The sequence below is a fragment of the Dyella silvatica genome (assembly GCF_026283955.1).
Lineage (GTDB): Bacteria > Pseudomonadota > Gammaproteobacteria > Xanthomonadales > Rhodanobacteraceae > Dyella_C > Dyella_C silvatica.
The window spans coordinates 1-11594 of the sequence record NZ_JAPDPE010000150.1 but is presented as its reverse complement, the minus strand read 5'-3'; the positions used below and the strand labels follow the sequence as shown (position 1 = coordinate 11594).

Sequence of the window (11594 nt, the reverse complement as noted above, 5' to 3'; positions counted from 1 at the left end):
CGCATTCAGTGCCTGCCCGGCCCAGTCCCGCAGCGCATCGGTCCAGTCGTGACCGCTGGCCGCTACCGGCCCATCGCCGAGATCCGCCGGCAGAATCTCCACGCCGGGCGCAATCACCGTCAGTCGGCGGCACAGGTTTTCCAGCTCGCGCACATTGCCCGGGTAATCGCGCCGCTCAATCAGTTTTAGCGCCGCACGCGAAAAGCGCTTGGCCGGCAAATTCAATTCGCGCGCGGCCGAGGCAATGAAATGCCGCGCCAACAGAGGGATGTCGCTGCGGCGCGTGCGCAAGGCGGGCAGCGCGATACGCACCACATCCAACCGATGTTTCAAATCGGCACGAAACAGCCCTGCCGCAACCCGCTCGTCTAGATCCTGATGGGTGGCGGCCACGATGCGCACATTGCCGCGAATCAGTTCGCGTCCACCGACCCGGTAAAACTCGCCGCCGGCCAGTACGCGCAACAAACGCGTCTGCAAGGCCAGCGGCATATCGCCGATCTCATCCAGGAACAGGGTGCCACCTTCGGCCTGTTCGAAGCGGCCGGGGTGACGGCGGGTAGCGCCGGTGAAGGCGCCGGCCTCGTGGCCGAACAACTCGCTTTCCAGCAATTCACTGGGAATCGCCGCTGTATTGAGCGCCACAAACGGCTTGCCGCGGCGGGCGCTTTCCTCGTGCAAGGCGCGCGCCACCAGTTCTTTGCCGGTGCCGGTCTCGCCGGTAATCAGTACATTCAAGTCACTGGCGGCGACGCGACCGATCAAGCGAAAGACTTCACGCATCGCCGCGCTTTCGCCGAGCAATGCATGGCCCGGCACTACGGCGGCCGGGGCCGGCGTGCTCAGCGCCGATACTTCGGCCAACGCCCGCTCCACCGCGGTCACCGCCTGATCGAGGTCGAACGGCTTGGCCAGGTAATCCACCGCGCCGGCGCGATATGCCGCCGCGGTGGTGGCGACGTCGGTGTAAGCGCTCATGACGATGACCGGCCCGATGCCCTGCGCCTGTAACGCCGCCAGCAAGGCCAGGCCATCTTCGCCCGGCATGTGCACATCGGTAAGCAGCACCGCGGGCCGATCGGTACGCAGCGCCTCGCGCACGGCATCGGTATCGCCGAACTCACGCACGATATGACCGGCATCGCGCAGTGCCTCGGCCAGCACGAAACGCACCCCGCGGTCGTCGTCGGCAATCCAGATCGTCTTGGCGATGGGATCAGTCATGCACGCGCTCCAGCGGCAAATACAGCGTGAAGGTCGTTTCGCCCGGCCGACTGGTGTAGCGCAATTCGCCGCCATGGTCGCGGGCAATCTCGCGCGCCAGCGCCAGCCCCAGGCCACTGCCATCGGCGCGGCCAGATACCAGCGGCTCGAACAAGGTACTGCGCAAGGCCGCCGGCACACCGGGGCCATCATCGATGGCATCGAACCGCAGCGCGGTGCGCAGCACCCGTTCACCCAGGCGCACGCCGTGCTCAACGCGGGTGCGAAGGGTCAAGCTCAGTGCTCCGGCTTCAATCGCATTGCGGGCCAGGTTGAGCAACAGTTGTTGCAGGCGATCGGCATCGCCCAGCACGTCGGGCAAACTGGGGTCGTAGTCGTGACGCAGGCGGATCGGCGAAGGCTCCGCTTGCAGCAAGTCGCTTAGCTGCTCCAGCCGCTCATGGATATTCACCGGCCCCAGCCGTGGCGCGCCATCGTGATGCAGCAAGCGATTGGCCAATGCGGTGAGCCGATCCGCTTCGACAATCACCATGCCGGCCAGCGCTTTGAGATCTTCGTCGCCGACCCGGCGCTGCAACAGCTGCGCTGCGCCACGCAAGCCCGCCAGCGGGTTCTTCACCTCGTGCGCAAAGCCACGCAGGGAAGCCGATAACGGCATGCCCGACGCCACTGGCTCGGCGGCCAGCACATGCACCTCGACCACCAAGCGCCCATCGGCCAACGGCTGCAAGGCGAGGTCGGCCAGCCACTCGCGGTCATGCCCGCTATGCAGTTTGATCGCCCGCAATTGCAATACCCGCCGCTCACTCAAGGCCCGCTGCGCAGGCGCGGTCAGCGACGGCTCGCGCAGCAGCGACTCCAACGTCTGCCCGATCGCGGTACGCGGCCCGGTATCCAGCATTTCGCCCAGCGCTGGGTTCATCCACTCCAGTCGCAACTGAGCGTCGAGCACGGCTAGACCCGTAACTAAGGCATCGAGCTTGGGCAGTTCGAGCATGAGCTGATCAGTAAGCACGTCAATCTTGGGCGAATCAGGTGCATGCATTGCACCAATGTAGGCAGGTGCAAGCACGAGCGCAATGCGTGGATCACTACGTTGTCTGCACAGCTGCGGCTGAAACAACAACGGGCGCCAGGGCGCCCGTTGTTTTCTTGTCCTGCTACGCGGCCATCAGAGCGCGTAGTACATCTGGAATTCCAGCGGATGCGTGCTGGCGCGGTAGCGCGTCACTTCCTGCATCTTCACGCCGATGTAGGCATCGATGAAGTCGTCGGTGAACACGCCGCCGGCCTTGAGGAAGTCACGATCCTTGTCCAGCGCTTCGAGTGCGGCGTCGAGACTGGAGCAAACCTGCGGGATGTTCTTTTCTTCTTCCGGCGGCAGATCGTACAAATCCTTGTCGGCGGGTGCGCCCGGATCGATCTTGTTAATGATGCCGTCGAGGCCGGCCATCATCAGTGCGGTGAAGGTCAGGTAACCCGACTGCATCGGATCGGGGAAGCGCACTTCGATGCGGCGACCCTTCGGGCTGGCCACGTACGGACTGCGGCAGCTGGCCGAACGGTTACGAGCCGAATAGGCCAGCATCACCGGCGCTTCGAAGCCCGGTACCAGGCGCTTGTAGCTGTTGGTGGTCGAGTTGGCGAAGGCATTGATCGCCTTGGCGTGCTTGAAGATGCCGCCGATGTACCACAGCGCGGTCTGCGACAGGCCGCCGTAGAGGTCACCGGCGAACAGGTTGTTGCCGTCCTTGCTCAACGACTGGTGCACATGCATGCCGCTGCCGTTGTCGCCAACGATGGGCTTAGGCATGAAGGTCACGGTCTTGCCGTTCTGGTGAGCGACGTTCTTGATGACGTATTTCATCGTCATCAGCTCGTCGGCCTTCTGCACCAGCGTGTTAAAGCGCACGCCAATCTCGCACTGGCCTGCATTGGCCACTTCGTGATGGTGCACTTCGACCTTCTGGCCGAGCGACTCCAGCACTTTGCACATGTCGGCGCGCAGGTCGCCCAGCGAATCGACCGGGCTGACCGGGAAATAGCCGCCCTTCACGCCTGGGCGATGGCCGGTGTTGTTGTTGTCGTACTTGTAGCGCGAGCTCCATGCGGCTTCTTCGGAGCCGATTTCATAGAACACACGGCCCATATCGTTCTGCCAGCGCACCGAGTCGAAAATGAAGAACTCGGGCTCAGGACCGAAGAAAGCGGTGTCGGCAATACCGGTGGATTTCAGGAACGCTTCGCCGCGCTTGGCGATCGAGCGAGGATCGCGGCCATAAGCCTGCATCGTGCTCGGCTCCAGCACATCGCAATGCAGGATCAGCTGGGTGTGTGCACTGAACGGATCGAGATGAGCGGTATCCGGGTCAGGCAGCAGAATCATGTCCGACTCGTTGATGCCCTTCCAGCCGGCAATCGAGGAGCCGTCGAACATCTTGCCGTCTTCGAAGGTCGACTCATCGATGGCATGCGACGGGAACGTCACGTGATGATGTTTGCCGAGCATGTCGGCAAAGCGCAGGTCGACAAACTCGACCTCGTGTTCCTGGATCAGGTCGAGCACTTTCTGAGCAGACATGGAAAAACCTCGATAGGGATAGAAGAGCGTAAGTCCCATCTCTCTTAGCAATGCTCATGCCATGCGTAGAAAACGCGGCAGATCAAGCTTTAAGCACGGGATAGCCATAAGTAGCAACATCATAAAGCACCATCATGGTGCTACGCCAATAGCTTAAAGCACCATAACAAAGCACCCGGTGGCGGCGACGCCAACCGCTGGTCCAGCGCCGAAATTACACCCAAAACCGGGGTAAAGCCGCTGTCGCCGCCATGACGATATCGATCAGGCTGCCTGGCCGAGTTTGCAAATCAGTGTCACCAACACGGCAAGAGCCCGGACAGGACCACCTTGCACCAAGGCGCGCTCTCCCAGCCGTTCCCCGCTCACAGGGGAAGGCTGGCAGGGGCCGGCCTCGCCGCCATCCCTCATCCCCATGACGGCGTACTAAGAAAGCCATGAGCCAGCTCGGGTAAATAGACGGTCATCCCCGGTACGGCTTATCACCGTAAGCTATGCCGCCTCTGCCGGACGACAAGCCGGCCATTCCCTGACCCTTAGCGGAGCCCATGTCCTCGTGAACGATCTCTTCCACGTCATCTTGCTCGGCATCATCGAGGGCATCACCGAGTTCTTGCCGATCTCCAGCACCGGCCATTTGCTGATCGCCGAAAAACTCGGGCTAGGCGAACGCTCCGAATTGTTCAATGTGGGCATTCAGGCAGGCGCGATTCTCGCCGTCACCTTTATTTACTGGAAGCGCATCTGGCAGTTGTTTACCCAGTGGCGCGACCCGGTCAACCGCGACTATCTGCTGAAGCTGTTCGTGGCCTTCGCGATTACCGCGGCGCTGGGCTTTCTGGTCACCCATCTCGGTTTCAAACTGCCCGAAGCGGTGACCCCGGTGGCCTGGGCGCTGGTGATCGGCGGCGTGTGGATGCTCGGTGCCGAACGCCTGGCGGCACGGCAGCTCGACCGCAGCGAAGTCACCTGGCGGGTGGCGATCCTGGTCGGCATCGCGCAAATCATCGCCGGGGTGTTCCCCGGCACCTCGCGTTCGGCGGCGACGATTTTCACCGCCATGCTCGCCGGTACCAGCAACCGCGCGGCGGCTACCGAGTTCGCTTTTCTGGTCGGCATTCCGACCATGTATGCCGCGACCGGCTACGAGCTGTTGAAAGTGGCCAAGGGCGGTGGCGTGGCGCATGAAGACTGGACGGCGCTGGCTGTCGGCTTCGTAGTCTCGGCTATCGTCGCCTTTGTCGCGGTGAAATGGCTGCTTGGCTATATCCGCAGCCACCGCTTCACTCCGTTTGCGATTTATCGCATCGCGCTGGGCGTTGCGCTGTTGCTGCTGATGCCGGCGGGAGCGTGAGAGGGTAGCCGCCGCGCTGCTGGCGACATCTGAAGAATTCTGCAGCCGCGCTTCTTAAAGGTGTGCCGCCGCCAGGTTCATGCGCTCAAGCGCGGCCGGGCGATCGGCTCAGGCTGCGTTGCCTCGGCCAATAGCGCCTGCTTCAGGCAACCCGGCTCGTTGGTCCGCTCGAACAGCTCGCGCACCCATTCGATAAAGGCCTGCACACGCCCCGAGAGATGCTTCTTCTGCGGATAGACGATCCACACCGGCTTACCGGTGGAGATCGTGTCGGTCATCACCAGTTCGAGCTTGCCCAGATCGAGCATGCAGGCGGCCAGCAGATGCGGAGCCTGGATGATGCCCAGCCCGGCGACCGCTGCCTGGATCACCGATTCGCCGTCGTTGATCAGCATGTGCGCATCGATATCCACCTCGACCTGCCCGCTCGGCGTGTCGAACTGCCATTGGCGCGGCCGGCCATTGGGGTAGACATAGTTAATACAGCGGTGCCGCTTGAGGTCTTCGATGGCCCGCGGCGCGCCATGGCGTTGCAGATACTCCGGCGAGGCCAGCACGACGTTGCGGAAATAGCCGATCTTGCGGGCAATGAGACTGGAATCTTCCAGCTGACCCATGCGAATCGCGCAATCCACCCCTTCCCCGTTGAGATCATGCGGGAAGTCGCTCATCGCCAGTTCAAGCCGGATATCCGGGTAACGTGCCTCGAAGTCGCGGAGGTTGGGAATCAGCGCGGCGCGGCCCACTGACACCGACACCCCGACCCGCAGCTTGCCTGACGGTTTGCGGTTGGCATGTCCCAAGGCTTCGGTCGCCTCGGTCAGATCGGCAAGGATCTCCTTGCAACGTGCGTGAAAAGCAGCGCCATCGTCGGTCAACCGCATGGAACGGGTGGAACGAAACAACAGCCGTGCACCAAGCTGCTCTTCCAGGCGCGACACCGCTCGGCTGACCCCCGAGGGGGTCATGCCTAGTTGCGCGGCGGCGGCTGCAAAGCTCTTGGCTTCGACCACGCGGACAAAGGCCGCGATGGCGGAAAAATCGGTGGAGGAGTCATTCATAGCGGCAATTCTGAACCCATTCGTGATTTTCAGTCACTATTGCATTGCACAAGAAACGGATTTTCTATACCTCGAAGTACACCTATTCTCTCGCGCCTCTGCCGGTGCTGTACGGCCCGGTCCAATAATTCATTGGAGCGCATGATGAAAAAGCAATGGATCTTCGCCACTCTCGCCGTCGTAGCGGTGGCTGGCAGCTGGGCGGTGCTTGGCGGCCGCGGCAATACTCACGCCCAGGCCGCTTCGGCTGGCGGGCCGCCGGCGGTAACTGTAGCCCAAGTGTTGTTACGCCAGGTGGACGATGCCGATGAGTTCACCGGCCGCCTGCAGGCGATCGACACGATCGAACTGCGTCCGCGGGTCAGCGGCTATGTCGACTCGATCAACTTCCAGGAAGGCGCAACCGTACATAAGGGACAGCTGCTGTTCCGCATCGACCCCCGCCCCTATCAGGCGGAAGTGGACCGGTTGAGCGCCAATCTGAGCCAGGCCCAGGCCGAACAGACCCTGGCGCAGTCCAATGCCGACCGTGGCCAGCGCCTGCTCGACCAGCATGCGGTGGCGCGGGAAGAAGCCGAGCGGCTGAGCACCGCTGCACAAAGCGCCAAGTCGCAGGTGGCCGCGACCGCCGCCGCGTTGGCCGCCGCCCGGCTCAATCGCGAGTTCACCGAAGTGCGCGCGCCGATCGATGGCCGCGTCAGCAATGCGCTGGTGACCCCAGGCAACCTGGTGACCAGCACCGATGTGCTGACTCGGGTGGTTAGCGTGAATCCGATCTACGCTTACTTCGACGTGGATGAGCACAGCTTCCTCAAGCTCGACCAGATTCACCGCGAACGTGGCAACGCACCACAGGTCTCGATGGCGCTGGCCAACGAAAGCGGGTTTCCGCACACCGGCCGCATCGACTTTGTCGATAACCAGGTGCGGGCGGGCTCCGGCACCATCCGCTTGCGTGCGGTGTTCGATAACGCCGATGCCCGCTACACCCCGGGCTTGTTTGTGAAGCTGCAACTGCGCAGCGACAGCAAACACCCGCGCACCCTGATCGACGACCGCGCGGTAGCCACCGACCTCGGCAACAAATACGTCTATGTGGTGAGCAAAGACCGCAAGGTGGAATACCGCCGCGTCACCACCGGCCCGTTGCTCGATGGCCTGCGGGTGATCGACGACGGCCTCGGCGTCAACGATGTCGTGGTGGTCAATGGCTTGCAGCACGTGCGCCCGGGAGCCGAAGTCACCCCGACCAAGGTAGCGATGGAAACCCGCAGCACCGATCCGACCAAGCAGCTCGCTCAGGCCGGTGGCGCGCCCAAAGTCGCGGCAGAGAAATAACGATGTAGCCCTTGCCTGCTTCGCAGGCAGGGGTTGGGAAGAGCTAAGCGGCGCGTCCGCGGGCCTTTCCGGCCTCCCGTTACCTACGACGGGAGGGACCAAAAACCATCAGGACAGATTCGATGAAGATCGCTCAATTTTTCGTGGACCGGCCGATTCTGGCCGCCGTCCTCTCCGTGCTGATCGTGATCGCCGGCGGCATCTCGCTGTTCAAGCTGCCGATCAGCGAATATCCGGAAGTGGTTCCGCCCACCGTGGTGGTGCGTGCCAGCTATCCGGGCGCCAACCCCAAAGTGATCGCGGAAACCGTCGCCACGCCGTTGGAAGAACAGATCAACGGCGTCGAGAACATGCTCTACACCTCGTCACAGGCAACCAGCGATGGCGCCATGACGCTGACTGTGACCTTCGCGCTGGGCACTGATCTGGACAACGCCCAGGTGCAGGTGCAAAACCGTGTGTCGCAGGCACTCAGCAAGCTGCCGCAAGAAGTGCAGCGACTCGGTATCACCACACAGAAGAGCTCGCCCGACCTGACCATGGTGGTACATATCACCTCGCCGGATCAGCGCTACGACATGCTGTATCTGTCGAACTATGCGCGCCTGCATATCAAGGATCAGCTCGCTCGCCTCAACGGTGTCGGCGATGTGCAGATCTTCGGTGCCGGCGAGTACAGCATGCGTGTGTGGCTGGATCCGCAGCGCCTGGCGATACGCCAGCTCACCACCGGCGACGTCATTCACGCCATCCAAGAGCAGAACGTCGCCGTGGCCGCCGGTGCGCTGAACGCACCGCCCGGACCCAACAGCTCAGCCTTCCAGCTCAACATCAATACCCAGGGTCGTTTGATCAACGAGGAAGATTTCCTCAACATCATCGTGCGCACCGAAGCCAGCGGCTCGGTTACCCATCTACGCGATGTGGCCCGGGTCGAACTGGGCTCAAGCAACTATGCCCTGCGCAGTCTGTTGAACAACCAGCCGGCAGTGGCCTTGCCGATCTTTGCGCGGCCCGGCTCCAACGCCATCCAGATCTCCGACGAAGTGCGCGCACTGATGGCAGATCTGAAGAAAGATTTCCCCCAGGGAGTCGACTTCAGCATCGTCTATGACCCGACCGTGTTTGTGCGCGGCTCGATCGATGCGGTGGTGCACACCCTGTTCGAAGCCATCGCCCTGGTGGTGTTGGTGGTGCTGCTGTTCTTGCAGACCTGGCGCGCCTCGATCATTCCGCTGGTAGCGGTGCCGGTATCGTTGATCGGTACGTTTGCGGTGATGTACCTGGCCGGATTCTCACTCAACGCCTTGTCGTTGTTTGGCCTGGTGCTGGCGATTGGCATCGTGGTGGATGACGCGATCGTGGTGGTGGAGAACGTCGAACGTCATATCGAGCATGGTTTGTCGCCCAAAGAAGCCACGCGCAAGGCGATGAAAGAAGTCACCGGGCCGATTGTCGCCACCGCACTGGTGTTGTGCGCGGTGTTCGTGCCGGCGGCCTTTATCAGCGGCCTGACCGGTCAGTTCTACCGCCAGTTCGCGCTGACGATTGCGATCTCCACGGTGATCTCGGCCTTCAACTCGTTGACCCTGAGTCCGGCACTGTCGGCACTGCTGTTGAAAGACCGCGATGCGCCCAAAGACAAGCTCAGTATCTGGATCGAGCGCTTGTTCGGCTGGTTGTTCCGTCCGTTCAACCGCATGTTCATCAATAGCGCGAATGGTTATGTCGGCGGTGTAAAGCGCATCCTGCGCTCCAGCGGTATTGCGCTGGTGATTTATGGCGGCCTGGTCTTGTTGGGCGTGTTTGGTTTTGCGCACGTACCGACTGGCTTCGTGCCGCCGCAGGACAAGCAATATCTGGTGTCGTTTGCACAGCTACCGGATGCCGCTTCGCTGGATCGCTCGGAAGATGTGATTCGCCGCATGAGCGACATCGCCCTGAAGCAGCCGGGCGTGGAAAGCGCGGTGGCCTTCCCCGGCCTGTCGATCAACGGTTTTACCAACAGCACCAACTCCGGCATCGTGTTCGTGACATTGAAGCCGTTTGAAGAACGGCGCGATCCGTCGTTGTCGGCCGGTGCGATTACCGGTGCCTTGCAGCAGAAATACGCGGCAATCCAGGATGCCTACATCGCGATCTTCCCGCCGCCGCCGGTCAATGGCCTGGGCACCATCGGTGGTTTCCGCCTGCAAGTGGAAGACCGTAGCGATCAAGGCTTCGAGGAGCTGTACAAGCAAACGCAGAACCTGATTGCCGCAAGCCAGAAAGTGCCGACGCTGGCGGGTCTGTTCTCCAGCTATCAGGTCAGCGTGCCGCAGATCGATGCCGACGTAGATCGCGAAAAAGCGAAAGCCGAAGGCGTGGATCTGGCCGATGTCTACCAGACCATGCAGGCTTATCTCGGCTCGCTCTATGTCAATGACTTCAATCGTTTCGGCCGCACCTATCAGGTGAATGTGTCGGCCGAGCCGAGTTTCCGCCACGAAGCCAGTGACATTCTGCAGCTGAAAACACGCAATGCGAACGGCGAACCGGTGCCCCTGGGATCGTTTGTCACCGTACGCCAAAGCGTGGGCCCCGAGCGAGTGATGCACTACAACGGTTATCCCACCGCTGAGATCAATGGTGGCCCGGCGCCTGGCTATAGCAGCGGCCAGGCACAGGCGGCCATCGAAAAGCTGGCGGCGGACAACCTGCCCAACGGCATGACCTTCGAATGGACCGAGCTGACGTATCAGCAGATCCTCGCCGGCAATACCGCGATGCTGGTGTTCCCGTTGTGCGTGCTACTGGTGTTCCTGGTACTGGCTTCGCTGTATGAAAGCCTGGCCCTGCCGCTGGCGGTGATCCTGATTGTGCCGATGGTGTTGCTGTCCGCGATCTCAGGCGTGTGGCTGTCGGGCGGCGACAACAACATCTTTACCCAGATTGGTTTGATCGTGCTGGTGGGCTTGGCTTGCAAGAACGCCATTCTGATCGTCGAGTTTGCCCGTGAGGCGCAAATCCTCGACGGCATGGATCGCGTACAGGCGGTATTGGAAGCCGCGCGTTTGCGACTGCGCCCGATCCTGATGACCTCGTTCGCCTTCATCATGGGCGTGGTGCCGCTGGTGACCTCACATGGTGCGGGCGCCGAGATGCGTCATGCGATGGGTGTGGCGGTGTTCTCCGGCATGCTCGGGGTGACCTTCTTCGGCCTGATCTTCACCCCACTGTTCTACGTGATGATTCGTGGCTGGACTGAAAAGGTCTCGGCAAACCGCAAGGCGCGCAAAGCCGCGCATGGGCAACTGCCCGCGTTAGAGGAGCATTGATATGCGCATCGTTAAAGCCGCTGCCGCTATGAGCAAGTCCAAGCGAATCCCCGCTGCCTATGCCAACCTTGCTCCCCTCGGGGGCAAGGGGCGGACCAGCCGTTGGACGGCCCTTTTCGCCGGGCTGCTGTTGGCCGGCTGTGCCAGCGTGGGGCCGGATTATCACCGGCCGGTGGAAAAGCCATTGGCACTGCAAGGCGCGGACGCCGCGCAAAATTTCCAGGCAAAAAGCTTTCAGGCCAGTTGGTGGCAGCAGTTCAATGACCCGACCCTGGATACGCTGATCCAGCGTGCGGCGAAGAACAGCCCGGATCTGAAAATTGCCCTGGCTCGCCTGAAAGAAGCCCGCGCCCTGCTCGGCACCGCTCGCGCCGACCAGATACCGACCATCGACGCGGATGCCAATTTCACCCGCAGCCGCGGTCAGGTGCCTGGTGTGACCGATAAACGCGTCACCAGCAAAACCTACCAGGCGGGCTTTGATGCCAGCTGGGAGCTGGACCTGTTCGGTGGCATACGCCGCTCGGTCGAGGCGGCTGGCGCCGAGGCCGCTGCCAGCGAGGCCTCGCTGCAAGATGCCCAGGTGACCTTGTTTGCTGAAGTAGCGCGCTATTACTTTGACCTGCGTGGTACCCAGTTGCGTATCGAGGTGGCTAACCGCGACATCGACAACCAGCGCGAATCGATGCGCTTGATCCGTGCACGCATGGATATTGGCA

8 protein-coding genes are annotated in these 11594 nt (G+C 61.9%); 4 read left to right on the top strand and 4 right to left on the bottom strand.

What is annotated here, in order from left to right; translation table 11 throughout:
* The 3 genes from OUZ52_RS20750 to glnA all read right to left on the bottom strand — a co-directional run.
* Nucleotides 1-1224, bottom strand: a 1224-nt coding sequence (locus OUZ52_RS20750) for a sigma 54-interacting transcriptional regulator (RefSeq protein WP_266160462.1), incomplete at its 3' end; no start/stop codon positions are given.
* Nucleotides 1217-2221 carry a two-component system sensor histidine kinase NtrB gene (locus tag OUZ52_RS20745; RefSeq protein ID WP_266160461.1) on the bottom strand — a complete coding sequence of 335 codons (1005 nt, stop codon included), beginning with the start codon at nt 2219-2221 and terminating at the stop codon, nt 1217-1219. The genes OUZ52_RS20750 and OUZ52_RS20745, both read right to left, overlap by 8 nt.
* A gap of 174 nt (nt 2222-2395) precedes the next feature.
* Nucleotides 2396-3805 (bottom strand): type I glutamate--ammonia ligase, encoded by a 1410-nt coding sequence (gene glnA / locus OUZ52_RS20740; RefSeq protein ID WP_266160460.1) that lies wholly within the window; start codon nt 3803-3805, stop codon nt 2396-2398.
* A gap of 556 nt (nt 3806-4361) precedes the next feature.
* Between glnA and OUZ52_RS20735 the strand changes: the two genes are divergently transcribed.
* Complete coding sequence (locus OUZ52_RS20735; RefSeq protein WP_266160459.1) at nt 4362-5159, top strand: undecaprenyl-diphosphate phosphatase; 798 nt, start codon at nt 4362-4364, stop codon at nt 5157-5159.
* 77 nt (nt 5160-5236) lie between these two features.
* Here OUZ52_RS20735 and OUZ52_RS20730 read toward each other — a convergent pair whose 3' ends face one another.
* A complete protein-coding gene (locus OUZ52_RS20730) occupies nt 5237-6220 on the bottom strand; it encodes a LysR family transcriptional regulator (protein ID WP_266160458.1) in 984 nt (327 codons plus the stop codon).
* 144 nt (nt 6221-6364) lie between these two features.
* Between OUZ52_RS20730 and OUZ52_RS20725 the strand changes: the two genes are divergently transcribed.
* The 3 genes from OUZ52_RS20725 to OUZ52_RS20715 all read left to right on the top strand — a co-directional run.
* On the top strand, nt 6365-7558 hold the full coding sequence (locus OUZ52_RS20725) for an efflux RND transporter periplasmic adaptor subunit (RefSeq protein WP_266160457.1): 1194 nt from the start codon (nt 6365-6367) through the stop codon (nt 7556-7558).
* A gap of 122 nt (nt 7559-7680) precedes the next feature.
* Complete coding sequence (locus OUZ52_RS20720; RefSeq protein ID WP_266160456.1) at nt 7681-10875, top strand: efflux RND transporter permease subunit; 3195 nt, start codon at nt 7681-7683, stop codon at nt 10873-10875.
* A gap of 1 nt (nt 10876) precedes the next feature.
* Nucleotides 10877-11594, top strand: a 718-nt coding sequence (locus OUZ52_RS20715; RefSeq protein WP_266160455.1) for a TolC family protein, incomplete at its 3' end; no start/stop codon positions are given.

Bases quoted from the DNA above. Each gene is read 5' to 3' on its own strand.
- OUZ52_RS20745 (WP_266160461.1), bottom strand. From the start codon at position 2,221: ATGCTCGAACTGCCCAAGCTCGATGCCTTAGTTACGGGTCTAGCCGTG.
- glnA (WP_266160460.1), bottom strand. From the start codon at position 3,805: ATGTCTGCTCAGAAAGTGCTCGACCTGATCCAGGAACACGAGGTCGAG.
- OUZ52_RS20730 (WP_266160458.1), bottom strand. From the start codon at position 6,220: ATGAATGACTCCTCCACCGATTTTTCCGCCATCGCGGCCTTTGTCCGC.
- OUZ52_RS20725 (WP_266160457.1), top strand. From the start codon at position 6,365: ATGAAAAAGCAATGGATCTTCGCCACTCTCGCCGTCGTAGCGGTGGCT.
- OUZ52_RS20720 (WP_266160456.1), top strand. From the start codon at position 7,681: ATGAAGATCGCTCAATTTTTCGTGGACCGGCCGATTCTGGCCGCCGTC.